The following is a 17,390-nucleotide window of genomic DNA, read 5'->3' on the forward strand; positions in this document are numbered from 1 at the left end:
CCTTGTTGGAGACTTTGCCATGAAATTGCAGCAATTACGGTATATTTGGGAAGTGGCACACAATAATTTAAATGTGTCCGCCACAGCACAAAACCTATTTACTTCTCAGCCAGGTGTTAGTAAGCAAATCCGTTTGCTAGAAGATGAGTTAGGCATTGAGATTTTTGTGCGAAGTGGCAAACACCTCACTCGAATAACACCTGCAGGCCAAGCTGTCATTGATATGGCAGGGCAAATTTTACAACTAGCTGAGAACATTAAAAAAGTTGCTTTTGATTTTAGTAATGAGCGACGAGGAAGTTTAGTTTTAGCAACCACCCATACTCAGGCTCGCTATATTCTTCCTGAAGTTATTCAGCAGTTTATGGAAAGGTACCCAGATGTAACACTCAGTTTAAAGCAAGGAACACCACCACAAATTGCGCAAATGGTTGCAGAGGGGGAAGCTGATTTAGCCGTGGCCACCGAGTCCATTGCCAATACTAGTGATCTAGTAACCTTTCCTTGTTACCAATGGAACCGCTGTATTCTAGTACCTAAAAAACATCCCCTAGCAAAAGTGAAAAAACTGACGCTCAAAAATCTAGCCGATTATCCACTGGTTACTTATATTAATGGTTTTACTGGACGCGCTAAGGTAGATGAAGCTTTTGTTAAAGCAGGGTTAGAACCAAAAATTGTTTTTACTGCCGCTGACTCTGACGTTATTAAAACCTATGTGCGTCTTGGTGTAGGCGTGGGTATAGTGGCGCACATGGCTGCTGATAAGCGTGATGATGACCTGGAAGTAATTGATGCTAGCCACTTATTTGAGCCAAGCATTACGCGCTTAGGCATACGCCGGGGTACGTTTATGCGAGGTTACCTCTATCATTTTATTGAAAAGCTAGCTGCTCATTTAGATAAAGAAACCCTAGATAAAGGTTTAATGGCTGCCAATAAGCAAGAAGTTGATCAGCTGTTTACAAAGCTAGAGCTGCCGACACGCTAATAAACCTTTATAATTAATTTTTTAACCCTGCTACTGTTTAAGGATTGTTATGGAACTGGCTTGTTTAGACCTAGAAGGGGTTTTGGTACCCGAAATCTGGATTGCTTTTGCTGAAAAAACTGGCATAGATGAACTAAAAGCAACCACGCGTGATATTCCTGATTATGATGTGCTTATGCGTCAGCGTTTACGCATTTTAGATGAACACAATTTAAAACTGCCCGATATTCAAGCAGTCATTGCTGAATTAGAGCCGCTACCTGGAGCAGTTGAGTTTATCAACTGGCTTAGAGAGCGCTTCCAAGTCATTATTTTATCCGACACTTTTTATGAGTTTTCACAACCCCTGATGCGTCAGCTAGGTTTTCCTACCCTGCTTTGCCATAAGCTGGAAGTAGATGAAGAAGGTCGAGTGGTTGATTATAAACTACGTCAGCGTGATCCCAAGCGCCAAAGCGTTAGAGCCTTGCAGCTATTGAACTACCGTGTAATTGCCGCAGGCGACTCTTATAACGACACTACCATGTTGAAACAAGCGGAGCAGGGCATTCTTTTCCACGCACCCAAAAATGTGATTGAAGAATTTCCACAGTTCCCAGCAGTGCAAACATTTGAAGACTTAAAGAAAGCTTTTATTAATGCAAGCGATCGTGAATTGGCGCTCTAATGACTCAAATATTACAAGGTAAAAAAGCTTGGATTACCGGTGCTAGTTCTGGCATCGGTGCCGCTACTGCTCGGCGTTTAGCCTCTGCTGGCGTGAATCTAGTATTATCTGCCCGCCGTATTGAACGCTTAGAAGCCTTGGCGGCTGAATTAAAAGCCAAGGGTGTTGAAGTAACCCTAGAGCCGGTCGATGTGTCGGACCGTGTAGCCATGGCAGCAGTGGGTGAACGCCTTGCTGCTCAGGGTGGTGTCGACCTACTCATCAACAATGCCGGAACCATGCCCATTAGCCCCATTCTTTCGGGTCGGGTAGATGAGTGGGAGCAGATGATTGATGTGAATATTAAGGGCGTTCTTTACGCTATTCATGCGGTTTATTCTGGCATGGTTGAACGCAAACAAGGGCATATTGTTAATATTAGCTCAGTGGCGGCACGTATTACCTTCCAAAGTGCGGGCGTTTATGCAGGCACTAAACACGCAGTTAGAGCCATTTCTGATACCTTGCGTAAAGAAGCACTACGCTATGGAATTCGTGTTACCGATATTCAGCCTGGCTCGGTTGCTACCGAACTGCCTGATTCAATTAAGCATGACAAAATACGTAATGCGGTAAAAGCTAATCTCTATGCAGACCCTAAGGCTTTATTGCAACCTGAAGATATAGCCGAAGCAATCTTTTATGCGGTTTCTCAACCTGCACATGTTGATGTTAGCGAACTGCTTATTCGCCCACAAAGCATGGAAGACTAAAAAGTGCTGCTATTTATTCATGGTTTTGGTTCTAGTGGTCGGGGTGATAAAGCGCAAATGTTGAAAGCTTGGTGCCAAGAACAAGGCATTCATTTTATGTCGCCTTCTTTACCGAATATCCCTGAATTAGCCATAGAAACTTTGCAGGAAATAATAGAAGTCATACAAAAGCATGAGCCAGTCGGTTTGGTTGGTTCATCTTTGGGTGGTTTTTATGCAACCTGGCTGGCTAACCACTACAACTTGCCTTATGTATTGGTGAACCCTTCTGTAGAGCCTTATATCACCTTGGAGCGGGCAATCGGTCAGGGCGTTAACTTTCATGACCAAAGTAGTTATGAATGGAATGCACAGCACACTGAGAGTTTGTTGCAGTTTAAGGTCGCTAAGCCCAACATGGAAGGTTGTTTGTTAATGGTGCAAACAGGTGATGAGCTACTTGATTACCGCCAAGCAGTAGACTACTACTCAGCGGCAAAGCAACTAGTTGAAGAAGGGGGGAATCATGGTTTTATAGGTTTTGATAGACACTTAAAAACCATTACTGACTTTCTTCAAGTTTAATTTTTTTAAAACTTAAACTCACTCCAAACGGGCGCATGGTCAGAAGGTTTTTCCATGCCCCGTATTGCGTAATCTATACCGGTATTCACACAAAAAGGTGCTAAGCCCTTACTTGCTAAGAGTAGGTCAATACGAAGGCCACGCTTAGGGTCATCTTCAAAGCCTTTACTACGGTAATCAAACCAGCTAAAAAATTCATTGCAAGTAGGGTTTTGTTCACGGTAACTATCGGTAAACCCCCAAGCCATTAGGCGATCCATCCATTCACGTTCTTCGGGTTGGAAGCTGGTTTTACCTGTTTGTAGCCAGCGCTTACGGTTTTTATCGCCTATGCCTATATCTAAGTCTGTACTAGAAATATTAAAGTCACCCACCACTAATACTCGCTGATCTGGCGTGTAACTATTTTCTAAAAGCTGCTGTAGATCGTTATAAAACTTACGTTTAGCAGGAAACTTAACTTCATGCTTAATGTTTTCACCTTGAGGAAAGTAGCCGTTAATCACTGTTAAAGGCTTACCATCAGGACACTCATGGCTAGTAATGATTAAGCGTTTTTGTGAAGTTTCATCGTCGGTTACAAAACCTTTTTGCACACTTAAGGGTGGCTTTTTTGAAAGGGTAGCTACACCGTAGTGCGTTTTTTGACCGTGAAATTCAACGTGATAACCCAAGTCTTCAATCATTGCATGTGGAAAGTCAGGGTCATTCACCTTGGTTTCTTGCAGAGCAATAATTTCTGGCTGGTGAGCCTCAACCAGTGCTTCCATTTGGTGGGGGCGAGCACGTAGGCTATTGATATTAAAACTAACCACTTTTATCACAGGGTAACTTCCTTCTAAAATAAGATTTGCCCCTTCTGGGGAAATAGAATAAGAGAGATTTTAACATCTTTGTTCTGTTAGAATGCCTAGGTTTTTATTTAAACTTTTTTCGGCTGAGTTGGGGACGTTTTATGAGTATCAAATCGGATCACTGGATTCGCCGTATGTCACAAGAAACAGGCATGATTGAGCCTTTTGAAGCTGGGCAAGTACGTGAAGCAGAAGGCGAGAAAATCATTTCTTACGGCACATCAAGCTATGGTTATGACGTGCGCTGTGCGGATGAGTTTAAGATTTTTACCAATATTAACTCCACCATAGTTGACCCAAAGAATTTTGATGAAAAAAACTTTATCGACTTCAAAGGCGACCGTTGCATTATTCCGCCCAACTCTTTTGCTTTAGCTCGCACGGTGGAACGCTTTAAAATTCCGCGTGATGTGTTAGTGGTTTGTTTGGGTAAAAGCACCTATGCCCGTTGCGGTATTATTGTGAATGTCACACCACTAGAGCCAGAGTGGGAAGGTTATGTGACGTTGGAGTTTTCTAATACCACCACCTTGCCCGCTGTTATTTATGCTAACGAAGGTGTTGCCCAAATGCTGTTTTTTGGTGGTGATCAAGTGTGTGATGTGTCTTATAAAGACCGAGGCGGTAAGTATCAAGGGCAACAGGGTGTGACACTGCCTAAAGCCTAAGCGTATTTATTGAATGATTTAAAACATTAGCCGTTGCTAACAGCTGTAGGTAATAAATAAAAACAATTTAACTCTGTATTTAATGCAGCCAAAGGCTAGAATTCACGCTGTTTTTGGTGTGTGTTATTTAATCAGGAGTTTTTGTGCGCCTAGTTCATTGTCTGTTAGCAGCTATAGCTTTTGTAGTTATACGCTTTTGGTTACCCCTAGAAGCAGAGGTTGCTGCTGGGTTAGCCTTGGTTGCTGTTATCGCTTGGTTATGGCTAAGCGAAGCCTTGCATGTCAGTGTTACTGCCTTACTTGTGCCTTTTTTAGCAACAGTAACTGGTATTTTTACCCTACCTAAAGCTTTATCCCATTTCTCTGATCCTATTATCTTCTTATTTTTAGGTGGTTTTGCCTTGGCCGCTGGCCTAAGGCAGCAAAAGCTTGATCGGTGGATGGCCGCTTGGGTAATGCAACGTGCTGGTGGCGAGTTAGGTCGTGCTGCACGTTGGCTATTTGCGTTAACTGCCGTGTTATCTATGTGGATAAGCAACACTGCCACAGCAGCTATGATGCTGCCTTTGGCTTTGGGTTTGCTAGCACCCTTGGATTATAACCGCTTCCGTAATACTTGGGTTTACGTGCTTTTAGGCGTGGCTTTTAGTGCCAATATTGGTGGCATAGGTACTTTAGTGGGTAGCCCACCAAACGCGATTGCTGCTGCGGCTGTAGGTTTGAGTTTTGGGCAATGGTTAATTTGGGGTGTGCCACTTGTTCTTGTGCTCTTGCCCCTTATGGATTGGGTTTTACGCAAGGTTTTGAAGCCTGCATTGACAGCAGAGGTTAGCGTTGTTGATGTAGAAATGGCTTGGACGCCTTCACATACCGGTATGCTGTTGGTTTTTTCATTAACGGTTTTGCTATGGGTTTTTGGAGCGCCTTTGGGTGCGGCTTTAGGTATAAGTAAAGGTTATGATGCTGCGGTTGCTCTCTTAGCTTTATTGCTTCTACACACCTTTAATTTGGCAAGCTGGCGCGAGATAGAAAAAAGCGCAGACTGGGGTGTATTACTTTTATTTGGGGGTGGCATTACGCTGAGTGCCGCGCTTTCTGCTAGTGGCGCTGGTGCGTGGTTAGCTGCTTTGGTAGGTGGTGGTTTTGCGATTATGCCTGCTTTAGTCGTGCTGGCGCTAATGGCGCTTTTTACTATGGCCTTAACCGAACTAGCCAGTAATACTGCGAGTGCAGCCTTGTTAGTGCCTTTGTTTATTGGTATGACACCCAATATAGACCCAAGTGTTGTTGCTGTTATTGTTGCGGTTGCCGCTTCTTGTGCTTTCTTGCTGCCTGTTGCAACACCACCCAACGCCATTATTTTTGGTAGTGGTAAGGTTAAGCAGCAAGACATGCTAGTGAATGGTGGCTGGGTCACTTTAATGGCTTGGCCGGTTATTATTCTTGCAGCAGCTGTTGCACTTTTTGTTTAACTTGTTGCTAACCATTCTTGTAAACCTTTTGCCAAGGTAGGCGAAAGGTCTAGCGCGTTGGAAGGATGGGGGACGGAGTTGCTAGTGATTACCGCCTTGGTGTGGGATTCTTTTAGTAGCTCCCAAGCCTTGGCTGCAAATAAGCCATGAGTACCTATGCAAACGGCAGGTTTCATTCCTGCTTTCTTTAGGTGCTCTAAGGTGCTTAACAGGGTACGCCCACTAGAAATAATATCGTCAATTAATACGGGTGTATGTTCCTTGTAAGCGTCTACTTGAGGAACGGAAACTGCTACGTCTAAATCACCACTGCGTACTTTTTCGAGTATTTCAAAAGGTGCCTTGGCAAGCTCTGCCACTTCAGCAACCCATTGCTCACTTTCACTGTCTGGGCCTAATAATAAAGGCTTAGTGGTATTTTCTTCTAGCCACTGAGCAATGCTGCTGACAGAGCTCATTACCCTGCTAGGAATACCATAGATTTCATCCAAGCTTTGATAGCGGTGAAGGTGAGGGTCTGCAGTAATTAAAAAGTCAAAACTGCGGGAAATAAGGCTAGCAAAATGCCGTGAAGTAATACTTTCACCGGTTTTAAAGCGTTTATCTTGGCGCATATAACCTAAATAGGGTGCAACTAAAGCAACCCGCTTAGCACCTAGCTCTTTTAATGTTTCGGCAACAAAGATAAGCGGTAGAAAACGTGGGTTAGGATTGTAAAGGCTACAGACAAGAAGGCAATCACGTCCTGCAGCTTGGCTAAGAAGACGTAGGTAGCTTTCACCGTCTGGAAATTGGCGATACTCCAAGGCTCCTGCCTCTGCATTAAGTAGCCTAACCAGTTTAGGTGCAAGGCTTGAAGTGGGCGTGTTGGCTTCTTCAAAGAGCGCATCTAAATTAAAAACCAGTGGCGGGTTGTTGGGTTTATTCATGAATAATCTCAATTATTTTGGCTTGAGTTTCTAAAAAGTTAATAGCGTACTGCAATTCACCGGGGCTTTCAGCATGAAGGGTTAGAATTAGCTGGCCAGGCTTAATGGTTTGATTTAACTCTAGGTGCAAGGTAACACCCGCTGTTGGGTCTTCAGGTGCTCCAGCCAGTTTTGCTAGCTGCGAAAGCTGGCGGTTATCTATGCTGGCAACTCTACCAGCAACTTTGCTAACCCAATTGTACTTGTAAGGCGCAACACCAGGTTCTTTAAAGCCACCCTGGGCTTCACAAATTGCCATGAATTTTGTTAAAGCTAAACCAGAATCTAAGGTTGCAGTTGCTAGGGCTAACCCTTGACCAGGTTCACTTAGGTTAGCCATTTCTAATAGTTCTGCGGCTAGGGTTAACGAGCGGTTGCGTAAATCTTTAGGTGCGTCTGCTTGGTTACGTAGCACCGCCAATAAATCGTGTGCTTCTAAAGCCGGCCCAATGCCACGACCCACAGGTTGAGTACCATCGGTGTACAGAATGCGTACATCTAAATTCAAGGCTTGTCCCGTTTTAATTAGGTATTCACTCAAGAGATCGGCTGCTTCTTGTGAACGCACTTTGGCGGTGGGTCCAATGGGAATATCAATAAGTACATGCGTCGAACCTGCAGCAGCTTTTTTAGAGAGCACTGAAGCAACCATTTGTCCCTCACTGTCTAAATCTAACATCCGCTCTATACGGATAAGAATGTCATCGGCTGGTGACAGGTTAATCGAACCACCCCAAGCAAGGCAGCCCCCTTGTTCTTTGACTACCTTTTGCAAGGTCGTTAGCTTTAAATCTACTTGCGTCATGGTTGCCAGGGTATCGGCAGTACCTGCAGGTGAAGTAATGGCACGTGATGAGGTTTTAGGCATAACGCCACCACAAGCCGTCACTAGAGCAACAACTATAGGTGTGGTGCGATTACCGGCTAAACCACCAACACAGTGCTTATCCACCACACAGCTTTTATCCCACTTTAGTTGCTGTCCCGATTTAAGCATGGCCTTGGTTAATGCAATAATTTCATCTAAATTCATGGCATTACCAGCACAGCTAGTAACAAAGCTTGAGAGGTGAACATCGGCGTAGCGACCAGCCACTATATCGTCGATAATGGCTTGGGTTTGAACTTCATTTAAACGGTGGCCGTAAACTTTGTGCCTTAGGTGACTTAAAGAAACTACAGGGTTAGGGTGGCTAATTTGCGCTTCACTAGTGGGTGCTGGGTTAAGTTTTTTCCAGGCTGACTCAGATAAACCCATTTCACCCGGTTGAAGCAGTTGGTCATTATCAATAATGCACAGCGTGGCAAGTATCCAGCGGTCATCTATGCGAATATGAACTCGATTACTTGAGGTAAAGCCTTCTGATCGGCATACATGGCTATTGCGGCGCAGGTAAACAACCAGCTCTTGGTGGGTATCTATACCCAAACGTACAGCTTTAAGTGGATAAGCCAAACCATCTGATGCTAAAGCAGCAACCATGTAAAATCCTTATTGAACAAAAACTTATATTTATATTAGAAGCAGTTGACTAGGTGTGGCAAGGCGTTTTCTATGTTATTAATACACCGCAGATGCAGCAATTACATTGGCACTAACTCGCTTCTAAGCCTAGAATGACTTTTTTCATTTAACCTGATTATAAAGAAGGTAGCTAAGTAATCCATGGAACATACCTATACTCTGACTATTTCCTGCCCTGATAAAATAGGCATTGTCGCCAAGGTGAGTAACTTTTTAGCAATGTATGGTGGCTGGATCACTGAAGCTAACCACCATTCCGATTTAGACGTAAATCGCTTTTTTATGCGCCACGAAATACGTGCTACTACTCTACCTTTTGGTTTAGATGAATTTCGTACTGCTTTTAGCCCTATTGCCCGTGAATACGATATGGATTGGGATATTAGCGACTCTGAAATTAAAAAACGTGTGGTGCTGATGTGTTCTAAAGACTCGCATTGCATGGTTGATTTATTGCACCGTTGGCAAAGTGGTGAGCTGGCTTGTGATATTCCTTTGGTTATTTCTAACCACAATGATTTACGTGAACTAGTTGAATGGCATGGTATACCTTACGTTCATGTGCCCGTAAATAAAGAAAACAAAGCAGAAGCCTATGCAGAAGTTGAACGCCTAATTGATGAAGCCCAAGCCGATTGCGTGGTGTTAGCCCGCTATATGCAGATTATTCCCCCAGCTTTATGCCAAAAATACCAACATCAAATTATTAATATTCACCATAGTTTTTTACCTTCTTTTGCAGGTGCTAAGCCTTATCACCAAGCTTATGAGCGAGGGGTGAAGCTCATTGGTGCTACCTGCCATTATGTAACCGAAGAACTCGATGCAGGCCCCATTATTGACCAAGACACAGTGCGAGTGAATCATCGTCAAACAGCACAAGATATGGTGCGCTTAGGGCGTGATGTTGAAAAAAGTGTATTAGCACGTGGCTTGGTTTGGCATTTACAAGACCGAGTGCTGGTGTATGGCAACAAAACGGTCGTGTTTAACTAAGTGGCCTTAACAAAATAACTAGGGAGGAGTGGCGTGTTAGAAGGTTTTGCAGTTCTTTTATTATTTCAGTTAATCGGTGAGTTAATCACTCGCTTATCTGGCATTCCTGTACCTGGCCCAGTTTTGGGTATGGCGCTGTTACTTTTAGCTGTGTTACTACTAAAGAAAGTGCCAGGCGGTGTGCGTAGTGCTTCAGAAGGGTTGTTGCGCTACCTACCACTTTTATTTGTACCGGCTGGGGTAGGGCTAATTAACCATGGCCTGCTGTTAAAGCAAGACATTTGGGTAATTAGTATTACTTTGGTGGTGAGTACTATTTTAACCCTAATAGTAACCGTATTGGTTTTACAGGGTTTAAAGAAGCTGTGGGGGATAGAAAAAGATGCCTGAAGTGATTTTTGAGCTTTGGGTGTATATGGCGGCTAGCCCTTTGCTACACCTACTTTTAACCTTGTTGGCCTTCTTTTTGGCGCAGTGGATTAATCGCCGTGCGGGTGGCTCGCCCTTGCTTCACCCTGTATTAGTTGCCATTGCTCTTCTAGTAGGTTTCTTACTTATAACCAACACGCCTTACGCTACCTATTTTGAAGGTGCGCAGTTTATTCACTTTTTAATGGGGCCGGCGATAGTGTCTTTGGCGGTACCCTTGTTTGAACACCGTGAAAGAATTAGGCGTGAATTTATTCCTTTAATGCTGGCATGTGTGGCTGGAATTTTTACTGCGGTTATTTCCACAGTGGTACTGGTGCGGCTGTTGGGTGGGCGTGAAGATACGATGCTTTCTTTAGTGCCAAAATCAGTAACAACACCTATCGCCATGGGTATTGCTGAACAAATTGGTGGTTTTCCAGCCTTAGCTGCTGGCATCGTATTAATTACTGGTGCTATAGGTTGTTTGTTGGGTCCGCCAATCTTTAAGCTATTAAAAATAAAAGACCATGCTGTGCAAGGCTTTGCGATGGGTTTGGCGGCGCATGGGTTTGGTACGGCCCAGTGCTTTAGTCTCAGCAACCTTGCTGGCGCTTTTGCCGGTTTAGCAATGGGCGTAACCGGGTTACTGAGTGCTTTTTTAATACCTTTGATTATGCGATTCTTTGCCTAATCCAAGCATTGAGTTCGGGCACAGTATTAGCAATAAAATCTGCGCCCCAACTACTAGGCTGTTCGTGAATGCCTATGTAACCAAAGCCTGCTACTAGCGTTTGCATACCGGCTCGGCGACCTGCTTCTATATCACGCACATGGTCGCCTACATAAAGGCATTGCTCTGGCGGTGTTGCCAACTGCCTAGCTGCTAGTAAAAGTGGTGCTGGGTCTGGTTTGCTAACACCTAAGTCCTCTGGGCAAACCACTGCAGCAGCGTTGATGCGTAATTCGCGCAGTAGTAAATCGGTATAAATACGCGGCTTGTTAGTCACTATGCCCCAAGGCACAGGCTGGCGATCGAACTCTTTTAAAAGTTCTTCTAAACCAGTAAAGATACTGCTGTGTTCAGCAACATTTTCTTGATAGAGGTTGAGTAAACGCTGGCGCAGCTCTGGCTGATTAGGCTCGCCTAGTTTGACACCAAAACCTAGCTCGACTAATGCATTGCCACCGTTAGAGACTTGATCGCGAATAACAGCATAAGGCAGTTCTGCTTTGCCTTCTTCGACTAATAAGCGGTTTAAAGCTGCCGCTAAATCGGGGGCTGAATCGACTAGGGTTCCATCAAGATCAAAAAGCACCGCCCGCACTGCGGACGGCTGTTGAGTATCACTGTCCAAGCAAATAACCTCTAAGTGTTTTGCCATTATGGCTTTTAAGAATTAAAGCACCGTTTTCGTTAATATCAAACTGACTGATTTCATTGAATGTTTCTAAAAACTTCTGTTCTTGATTCATCAAGGCTTCTGGGCAAGCCATTTTAGTGGCTAGGCTCTGTCCAAAAGTTAAACCTTCGCTGGTCAGTTCATAGCTGCTGCCATAGCGGTTACAAGTGGCACTACCATACACTTGGCCTTTATCATCAAACGTAATGGTTAAGTGAGAGCTGTCAATAATGCCTTCACCGTTAATGTCTTCTATTTGCCATTCGCCAAGCAATAATTCAAGTGGGTTACCACCACAACCTTGTAAGGTTTTACCTGCAACCGTTACTTCTGCTTGCCAAGGGTAGGGCATACCTGTCATGGAATCATGACAAATGTTGGGTGTTAAGGCAGCAGTTAACTCTTTTTTATCGCCTGCTGTTATAACCACCCTGCCAGCTTGTCGTTGTTCAACTAGTGTAAATTGTTGAGACTTTTGTTCGTAGCCTTGGACTAATTCAAGGTGAGAAGCCGTAATTGTTAGCTGCCAAGCAGGTTCATTGCTTTGGGCTTTGAATGGTAGGCTAGGGCTAATGATATCGCTAGTAGCATAATCGGCTGGCTTATCATTCATGGCGCTACAACCAGCTAAGCTTAAAGCAGTAATAAGAGCGGTTACGGGTGCAATTAGTTGTTTCAACAAAGTTGACTCACTTATATTTCTTTAGGTTCGGTTAGTTATTCAGGCTTAGTGCAGCGCATTAGGTAGTTTACCTGTACATCATTAGGCGTTAACTTGTAGCGTTTGGTTAAAGGGTTGTAAGTCATGCCCATTAACTCTGCGACATTCAAATCGGCTTCTCGCGCCCATTGCCCCATTTCGGAGGGTTTAATAAATTTGCTGTATTCGTGCGTGCCACGAGGCAGCATACGCATGACATATTCTGCACCAATAATCGCAAATAAATAAGACTTAGGGTTGCGGTTAAGGGTAGAGAAGAATACTTGACCACCTGGCTTCACTAAAGTTGCACAGGCTTGAATAACGGCTGCTGGGTCGGGTACGTGTTCAAGCATTTCTAAACAAGTAACCACATCAAAGCTATTGGGAGCTTCTTCGGCTAGTTGCTCGGCAGTCATTTGGCGGTAATCAACTTGCAAACCAGATTCTAGCTGGTGTAAACGCGCAACAGCCAGTGGTGCTTCACCCATATCTATACCTGTTACTTCAGCACCGCGCTGAGCCAGCGCTTCTGATAACAAACCACCGCCACAACCAATATCGGCGACACGCTTACCCGCAACCGCAGCGTGTTTGTCTATCCAGTTAGCTCTTAGTGGGTTGATATCATGTAAGGGCTTGAATTCACTTTCTGGATCCCACCAGCGCGAGGCTAGGGCTTCAAATTTAGCTACTTCACCTAGATCAACGTTTTTAAGGGTTTCAGGCTTAGTCATGTAATTTTCCTTTAAAGGGCATTGCTGTGAATACTAGACGAATAAGTGCCAGTTTAGCACTGATATTCAAACCTTGTTGTGGGTGAAATAATTACATCTTATACAGGCAATTGTAATTCTGTACGCGGATGCTTGTGCCACTGTACAATGTGCAAGTTTACTGTCGGCTGCGAAGGCGCTGCCCTTGCTGCTTTCCATTCTTTTAGCTAATTGTGAGAAGAACTCTATGCTACGAACTTTATTTGCATTGATTGTTGCAATGTTGGTTTCTGCACCAGTTTTTGCTAGTGGTTCCACTGAAGCGGTGGATCATCTAAATGCCACGGGTACCCTTGCAGGGTATTTAGCAGTTTTTGTTTTTGCTATTGCTTACCTAGTTGTTGTAGGTGAAGAAAAACTCCAGCTTCGCAAGTCAAAACCAGTCTTAATCGCCGCCGGTATTATCTGGGTTCTAGTTGGAATAGTCAGTACTGATCATACGGCAACCAAGGCAGCCTTTAGTAGAAACTTTTTAGATTTTAGTGAGCTAATGCTCTTTTTATTAGTTGCTATGACCTATATAAGTGCCATGGAAGAGCGTCGTATCTTTGAAGGCTTACGAGCTTGGATGGTACAAAAAGGGTTTAGCTATAAGTCTTTGTTTTGGATTACCGGTATTCTTGCTTTTTTAATTTCTCCCATCGCTGATAACTTAACAACTGCGCTTTTAATGTGTGCAGTGGTTCTTAAAGTGGCTGAAGGTCAAAAGCGCTTTATAGCCATGGCCTGTGTAAACATTGTAGTAGCAGCTAACGCTGGCGGTGCTTTTAGTCCTTTTGGTGATATAACCACACTAATGGTATGGCAGGCGGGTAAGGTACAGTTCTTAGAGTTTTTTGACCTTTTCTTACCCTCGGTTGTTAACTTTGCAGTTCCTGCTTTAATCATGACTCTATTTTTACCCAAGGGAAAACCTGCCAGTATTTCAGAAGAAGTTGAGTTGAAACGTGGCTCTAAGCGAATTATGGTTCTGTTTTTATTAACCATTGCTACTGCAGTTTGTGGTCACCAATTCTTAGGCTTACCCCCAGTATTTGGTATGATGGTTGGTTTAGGTTACTTACAGTTCTTTGGTTACTTCTTACGTGTAAGTTTGCCAAAGTCGTTAGAAAGAAAGCGTACCGTTGCAGAAGAAAAAGCAGACCGAGAAAAATTGCGTTACCTTGGTGGCGTTGTACCTTTTGATATTTTTAGAAACGTTGCTCGCGCTGAGTGGGATACGCTTTTATTCTTCTATGGTGTTGTGATGTGTGTAGGTGGCTTGGGCTACTTTGGTTACTTACAATTGGTTTCTGTTTTCTTGTTTGAAGATGTAGGTGCAACCTGGGCAGCCTTTGGAGTTGGCGTTATTTCTGCAATTGTTGATAACATTCCGGTAATGTTTGCTGTGTTAGAAATGAACCCTACTATTAGTCATGGTCATTGGTTGCTAGTAACCTTAGCTGCTGGTGTGGGCGGTAGCTTGCTTTCAGTTGGTTCGGCGGCTGGTGTAGCACTGATGGGTGCGGCGCGTGGTCACTATACATTTATGAGCCATCTACGTTGGACACCTGTTATTTTCTTAGGTTACGTGGCGAGTATGCTGGTACACCTTTGGTTAGGTAATATTTTAGGTGTATTTGAGCTATACAACTAAAGTTAGCTGAATAAAAAAAGAGCGCTTAATTTTGAGTTAATCAAAACTAGGCGCTCTTTTTGTTTGGCTAGGCTGTTTTACTTATCTTTGCGAATAACTTCAATGAGTGCATTCAAGGCATCAGTGGCTGTAAAAATGCCGTAAAGCTGATCTTCTTCTACCACTATAATGCTACCTACTTTTTTCTCAGACATAATAAGCGCAACTTCTTCTAGAGGCGTAGTGCTGCTTAAAGTTAGAGGGTTAGGTGACATGATTTCGCCCGCATTTACCTGATATTTTTCAGCATCAGACAGCCCAGCAAAAAGACGGATATCACGGTCACTAATAATGCCAACCACTTGACCCTGACCAACAACGGGTAAATGGCGCACACCCGCACCTTCCATAAGCATCATTAGCTCATCTATGGCGGTATCTTCAGTTACAGTAATAGGGTTTTCTGTGGTGTAATCTTTAAGTGGTAGTCGTATGGGTTGCATTATTTTTCCTTAGCAAAATAAAACTTAAAATATGAGATAAGTCTAAGGTACTCAATAAAAGCTCACAACTCTAATTTAGTTTTCTACGCTGCCTCTAAGAAAAACTATGCTGGCTCGTCTAAATTCTTGCATTTACAAAATCAGCGGCTATAATGTCGCATCTTAAATAGGACTATAGCTCAGTTGGTTAGAGCGCTACCTTGACATGGTAGAGGTCCCCGGTTCGAGTCCGGGTAGTTCTACCAAGAAATTCTTCAGTAAAATCAAGTGCTTACAGTCAAGCTCAACTAACTAGGTTGAGTTTTTTTTGGTCTTTTTTTGGCTCCGTGCCCATTCTGTGCCCACTTTGTGCCCAAAACCTGCATGTCTGACCTTTATTTTCTGAGTACTATCTTTTCCTAAATTAATGGATTCTTGCGGACTACCTACAAGCATTTAGATCTTTTTTGTCTAAGAAAGCTGTTTTAAATATTTTATTTTGATTTTTTTGTCCTTAGTTTTCTCTAAAATATTAACCCGAATTTCTTAGTGATTTTCTTTCTGTGATTTAGAACGGTAAATTACAGGAAGAAGTAAAGGTAACTTATTGTCCGCCTTAGTTATTTTAATAAAAGACGGCTCCTATCTTCAAGCTTTTAAATTACAGCGCTATTAGTAGCTTATTATCTTGCTAGTGTAAATCGTAACTCTAATTAGAAGCGGCTCTATTTTTATAGCTAGAATATCAGAGTAAACAAAATAGAATTTTTTTCTTAAAACTATAAAATAGTTTTATTTTTACTAGTTGCGCATAAGTTTTTTTGTGTTAATAATTTAGGACGACACAATGAAACGGAGAATGAAAATGAAATCAATTAATCCTGTTTGCCTAGTAGACCCAGCTACGGAGCCAGACTTGAACACGAAAGTCATTCACGAAATGGATGTTATTTTATCAGCAATTAATAATATAAAGTTTGATAAAATTATGGATGCTATCAACATGAATGCCAACTATGTTTTACCCGCCTTTAATGTTGAATCCATTAGTGATCTAAGCATTGCCCAAGTTGCTGAAGCTATTGTGCTTGCTCGAGATGGGCAATTTGAAAGGGTAGTTATAAACCCACCCTTAGATGATTTTCTTTACTAATCAATAGCGTTTAATAAATAAGGTCTTTAACCTAGCTTACTTTTTAGTGAGCTAGGTTAAGTTAATTAAAATAAGGCTAGCAATGAATCAGCAACTGATAACAACCACCTTGAATGAAATGCCAGATAAAGAAACATTTAATGCCACCTTGTGGGTTAGGTATGTACCACTGGATTTAGGTTCAATTATTATTTTGACAGGGCTTAGCTCAAATATGGGTAAATCCATTACTTGGGGTATTGAATACTATGCCCCAGCCGTTGCTAGTAAACTGGGTTTAAAGGTTGAATATTGTCATTTTTTTATTCACTCACCAGTCATTATTGAGTCACCCGAATTAGCAGCAAGGCTAAAGTTGCCTCCAGAGTTTGATGCTACTTACATGCAAGTAAATGTTAGCAGCTTAATGTGTGATGATTATCAACGTTTATGTGCCGACCGTTACACCCTAACTGAACCTAGTTTAAAAATGGCCAGCTTATTAGAGAAATACTTAAATCAACCCTTAACCAAGCATTTGGGTAGGCCTGGAGTGTTTTATACGCAGGATGCCGATACCCTTGTACGCAAGATTTCAGCTTATGATGGAAAAAATTATTATGTTTGTGGCAGCCAAGGCCAACACCAAAAAATAAAAGGGCAATTGGTAGGGTTTGATGATGAGTAGCTAGAGATCTAGGTAAAAGCCTTCTTTAACCCTCATGCAGCGTAAGAAAAGCTGTTCACCATCTAAATACCCTGCAAAGATTGACACTTCCCAGCCGGGTTTAAGAATATCAGCAATATTTCCACCAAAGCTAACTAGGTGTTCCAATATGGCTTTAGTTTTACCAAATACTTCCAATTCACTTTTAACACCTGGTAAAACTAAATCCCATGAAGTATTAGATATCCATACCTTGTACTTCGGGCATTTTTTCGCCGCAGTTTTGGGTACAGTTCTCCAGTCATTATCAATATGGATAAAGTCTTGAAACGCTTCACCTAAAAGTTCGGGTAGGTTTAGCTGGATTATATTGCTAGCTTCTTGCTTAGTAGTTGATTTTTTTGATCTCAAGAATAGTCCTCTAAATTATTTTCATCGAGCATAATAACGTTTTGCTTAATTGCGCCTTCATAAGACCCTTCATCTAGCTCAATAACCATCCACTGGTCGCAATGCTCACACTGAAAAGGTTCGTTATTATCCAGTTGGTCGTCAAAAACAATAGCTTCATCACAATTTAGACAGTGCATAGGTTAACTCTAGAGTTGGGCCAAAATAAACAAGCTTCCTGTTTAAAAAACACTAAGCCTCTTTCTTGAAGAGGCTTAGTGAGTGTATTGTTTAAAATAGTAGATAAGCTGTCAATACTACAGACTTTTAGTTGTATTTTGCACTCAACGAATGTTTTCA

General features: G+C 42.7%; 21 protein-coding genes and 1 tRNA gene. 13 read left to right on the forward strand and 9 right to left on the reverse strand.

All coding sequences use genetic code 11. The annotated features are described in order from the left end of the window. The first annotated feature begins 19 nt into the window (after positions 1-19). The 4 genes from cysB to H571_RS0105730 are packed head-to-tail and all read left to right on the forward strand — an operon-like array spanning position 20 to position 2,974. On the forward strand, positions 20-991 hold the full coding sequence (gene cysB / locus H571_RS0105715; protein WP_027848474.1) for an HTH-type transcriptional regulator CysB: 972 nt from the start codon (positions 20-22) through the stop codon (positions 989-991). 49 nt (positions 992-1,040) lie between these two features. Beyond that, on the forward strand, positions 1,041-1,658 hold the full coding sequence (gene thrH, locus H571_RS0105720) for a bifunctional phosphoserine phosphatase/homoserine phosphotransferase ThrH (RefSeq protein WP_027848475.1): 618 nt from the start codon (positions 1,041-1,043) through the stop codon (positions 1,656-1,658). After that, a complete protein-coding gene (locus H571_RS0105725) occupies positions 1,658-2,410 on the forward strand; it encodes an SDR family oxidoreductase (RefSeq protein ID WP_027848476.1) in 753 nt (250 codons plus the stop codon). Before thrH ends, H571_RS0105725 begins: the two co-directional genes overlap by 1 nt. Positions 2,411-2,413: 3 nt before the next feature. Continuing rightward, positions 2,414-2,974: a YqiA/YcfP family alpha/beta fold hydrolase gene (locus H571_RS0105730; RefSeq protein ID WP_027848477.1), complete on the forward strand. Its 561-nt coding sequence runs from the start codon at positions 2,414-2,416 to the stop codon at positions 2,972-2,974. Between the two features lie 5 nt (positions 2,975-2,979). On the opposite strand, the gene xthA is transcribed toward H571_RS0105730, so the two are convergent. After that, positions 2,980-3,795 (reverse strand): exodeoxyribonuclease III, encoded by an 816-nt coding sequence (xthA, locus tag H571_RS0105735; protein ID WP_027848478.1) that lies wholly within the window; start codon positions 3,793-3,795, stop codon positions 2,980-2,982. Positions 3,796-3,929: 134 nt separating this feature from the next. Between xthA and dcd the strand changes: the two genes are divergently transcribed. After that, complete coding sequence (gene dcd, locus H571_RS0105740; RefSeq protein ID WP_027848479.1) at positions 3,930-4,496, forward strand: dCTP deaminase; 567 nt, start codon at positions 3,930-3,932, stop codon at positions 4,494-4,496. Between the two features lie 143 nt (positions 4,497-4,639). Beyond that, positions 4,640-5,968 carry an SLC13 family permease gene (locus H571_RS0105745; RefSeq protein ID WP_027848480.1) on the forward strand — a complete coding sequence of 443 codons (1,329 nt, stop codon included), beginning with the start codon at positions 4,640-4,642 and terminating at the stop codon, positions 5,966-5,968. Here the strand turns inward: H571_RS0105745 and H571_RS14350 are convergent. Next, positions 5,965-6,897 (reverse strand): ribose-phosphate pyrophosphokinase, encoded by a 933-nt coding sequence (locus H571_RS14350; RefSeq protein ID WP_036217764.1) that lies wholly within the window; start codon positions 6,895-6,897, stop codon positions 5,965-5,967. The genes H571_RS0105745 and H571_RS14350 overlap by 4 nt on opposite strands. Continuing rightward, positions 6,890-8,419 (reverse strand): thymidine phosphorylase family protein, encoded by a 1,530-nt coding sequence (locus H571_RS0105755; RefSeq protein ID WP_051168175.1) that lies wholly within the window; start codon positions 8,417-8,419, stop codon positions 6,890-6,892. The genes H571_RS14350 and H571_RS0105755 overlap by 8 nt, the downstream gene beginning before the upstream one ends. Before the next feature lie 183 nt (positions 8,420-8,602). On the opposite strand from H571_RS0105755, the gene purU reads away from it, so the two are divergent. The 3 genes from purU to H571_RS0105770 are packed head-to-tail and all read left to right on the forward strand — an operon-like array spanning position 8,603 to position 10,559. Then, complete coding sequence (purU, locus tag H571_RS0105760) at positions 8,603-9,457, forward strand: formyltetrahydrofolate deformylase (protein WP_027848482.1); 855 nt, start codon at positions 8,603-8,605, stop codon at positions 9,455-9,457. A gap of 33 nt (positions 9,458-9,490) precedes the next feature. Next, positions 9,491-9,847: a CidA/LrgA family protein gene (locus H571_RS0105765; RefSeq protein WP_027848483.1), complete on the forward strand. Its 357-nt coding sequence runs from the start codon at positions 9,491-9,493 to the stop codon at positions 9,845-9,847. After that, positions 9,840-10,559: an LrgB family protein gene (locus H571_RS0105770; RefSeq protein ID WP_027848484.1), complete on the forward strand. Its 720-nt coding sequence runs from the start codon at positions 9,840-9,842 to the stop codon at positions 10,557-10,559. The genes H571_RS0105765 and H571_RS0105770 overlap by 8 nt, the downstream gene beginning before the upstream one ends. On the opposite strand, the gene H571_RS0105775 is transcribed toward H571_RS0105770, so the two are convergent. Genes H571_RS0105775 through ubiG form a run of 3 tightly spaced genes read right to left on the reverse strand, consistent with a single transcriptional unit; the run spans position 10,540 to position 12,705 of the window. Beyond that, on the reverse strand, positions 10,540-11,223 hold the full coding sequence (locus H571_RS0105775; protein WP_245562325.1) for an HAD family hydrolase: 684 nt from the start codon (positions 11,221-11,223) through the stop codon (positions 10,540-10,542). The genes H571_RS0105770 and H571_RS0105775 overlap by 20 nt on opposite strands. Continuing rightward, on the reverse strand, positions 11,213-11,950 hold the full coding sequence (locus H571_RS15485; protein ID WP_051168176.1) for an META domain-containing protein: 738 nt from the start codon (positions 11,948-11,950) through the stop codon (positions 11,213-11,215). Before H571_RS15485 ends, H571_RS0105775 begins: the two co-directional genes overlap by 11 nt. Before the next feature lie 35 nt (positions 11,951-11,985). Then, the gene (ubiG, locus tag H571_RS0105785) at positions 11,986-12,705 is read right to left on the reverse strand and encodes a bifunctional 2-polyprenyl-6-hydroxyphenol methylase/3-demethylubiquinol 3-O-methyltransferase UbiG (protein ID WP_027848486.1); all 720 of its coding nucleotides are present in this window, start codon (positions 12,703-12,705) and stop codon (positions 11,986-11,988) included. Between the two features lie 226 nt (positions 12,706-12,931). Between ubiG and nhaD the strand changes: the two genes are divergently transcribed. Further along, a complete protein-coding gene (gene nhaD / locus H571_RS14360) occupies positions 12,932-14,380 on the forward strand; it encodes a sodium:proton antiporter NhaD (RefSeq protein ID WP_051168177.1) in 1,449 nt (482 codons plus the stop codon). A 77-nt stretch (positions 14,381-14,457) separates the two neighbouring features. Here nhaD and H571_RS0105795 read toward each other — a convergent pair whose 3' ends face one another. Next, positions 14,458-14,862 carry a CBS domain-containing protein gene (locus H571_RS0105795; RefSeq protein WP_027848487.1) on the reverse strand — a complete coding sequence of 135 codons (405 nt, stop codon included), beginning with the start codon at positions 14,860-14,862 and terminating at the stop codon, positions 14,458-14,460. Between the two features lie 168 nt (positions 14,863-15,030). Here H571_RS0105795 and H571_RS0105800 point away from each other — a divergent pair. The 3 genes from H571_RS0105800 (at position 15,031) to H571_RS0105810 (ending at position 16,661) form a co-directional block, all read left to right on the forward strand. Beyond that, positions 15,031-15,107: transfer RNA gene (locus tag H571_RS0105800), tRNA-Val, on the forward strand. A gap of 599 nt (positions 15,108-15,706) precedes the next feature. Continuing rightward, entirely contained in the window at positions 15,707-15,994 is a 288-nt protein-coding gene (locus tag H571_RS0105805; protein ID WP_027848488.1) for a hypothetical protein, read from the forward strand. 82 nt (positions 15,995-16,076) lie between these two features. After that, entirely contained in the window at positions 16,077-16,661 is a 585-nt protein-coding gene (locus H571_RS0105810) for a hypothetical protein (protein ID WP_027848489.1), read from the forward strand. Here H571_RS0105810 and H571_RS0105815 read toward each other — a convergent pair whose 3' ends face one another. Next, positions 16,662-17,051 (reverse strand): hypothetical protein, encoded by a 390-nt coding sequence (locus H571_RS0105815; RefSeq protein WP_027848490.1) that lies wholly within the window; start codon positions 17,049-17,051, stop codon positions 16,662-16,664. Continuing rightward, positions 17,048-17,230 carry a hypothetical protein gene (locus tag H571_RS0105820; RefSeq protein WP_027848491.1) on the reverse strand — a complete coding sequence of 61 codons (183 nt, stop codon included), beginning with the start codon at positions 17,228-17,230 and terminating at the stop codon, positions 17,048-17,050. Before H571_RS0105820 ends, H571_RS0105815 begins: the two co-directional genes overlap by 4 nt. Positions 17,231-17,390: the final 160 nt, after the last annotated feature.

The sequence above is a fragment of the Marinospirillum minutulum DSM 6287 genome (assembly GCF_000422325.1).
GTDB classification, from domain to species: Bacteria; Pseudomonadota; Gammaproteobacteria; order Pseudomonadales; family Halomonadaceae; genus Marinospirillum; species Marinospirillum minutulum.

Coding starts and splice junctions, on each gene's coding strand:
- ubiG (WP_027848486.1), bottom strand. CDS start 12,705: ATGACTAAGCCTGAAACCCTTAAAAACGTTGATCTAGGTGAAGTAGCT.
- dcd (WP_027848479.1), top strand. CDS start 3,930: ATGAGTATCAAATCGGATCACTGGATTCGCCGTATGTCACAAGAAACA.
- H571_RS0105755 (WP_051168175.1), bottom strand. CDS start 8,419: ATGGTTGCTGCTTTAGCATCAGATGGTTTGGCTTATCCACTTAAAGCT.
- H571_RS14350 (WP_036217764.1), bottom strand. CDS start 6,897: ATGAATAAACCCAACAACCCGCCACTGGTTTTTAATTTAGATGCGCTC.
- H571_RS0105795 (WP_027848487.1), bottom strand. CDS start 14,862: ATGCAACCCATACGACTACCACTTAAAGATTACACCACAGAAAACCCT.
- purU (WP_027848482.1), top strand. CDS start 8,603: ATGGAACATACCTATACTCTGACTATTTCCTGCCCTGATAAAATAGGC.
- cysB (WP_027848474.1), top strand. CDS start 20: ATGAAATTGCAGCAATTACGGTATATTTGGGAAGTGGCACACAATAAT.
- H571_RS0105725 (WP_027848476.1), top strand. CDS start 1,658: ATGACTCAAATATTACAAGGTAAAAAAGCTTGGATTACCGGTGCTAGT.
- nhaD (WP_051168177.1), top strand. CDS start 12,932: ATGCTACGAACTTTATTTGCATTGATTGTTGCAATGTTGGTTTCTGCA.
- H571_RS0105805 (WP_027848488.1), top strand. CDS start 15,707: ATGAAATCAATTAATCCTGTTTGCCTAGTAGACCCAGCTACGGAGCCA.
- H571_RS0105820 (WP_027848491.1), bottom strand. CDS start 17,230: ATGCACTGTCTAAATTGTGATGAAGCTATTGTTTTTGACGACCAACTG.
- H571_RS0105770 (WP_027848484.1), top strand. CDS start 9,840: ATGCCTGAAGTGATTTTTGAGCTTTGGGTGTATATGGCGGCTAGCCCT.
- H571_RS0105810 (WP_027848489.1), top strand. CDS start 16,077: ATGAATCAGCAACTGATAACAACCACCTTGAATGAAATGCCAGATAAA.
- thrH (WP_027848475.1), top strand. CDS start 1,041: ATGGAACTGGCTTGTTTAGACCTAGAAGGGGTTTTGGTACCCGAAATC.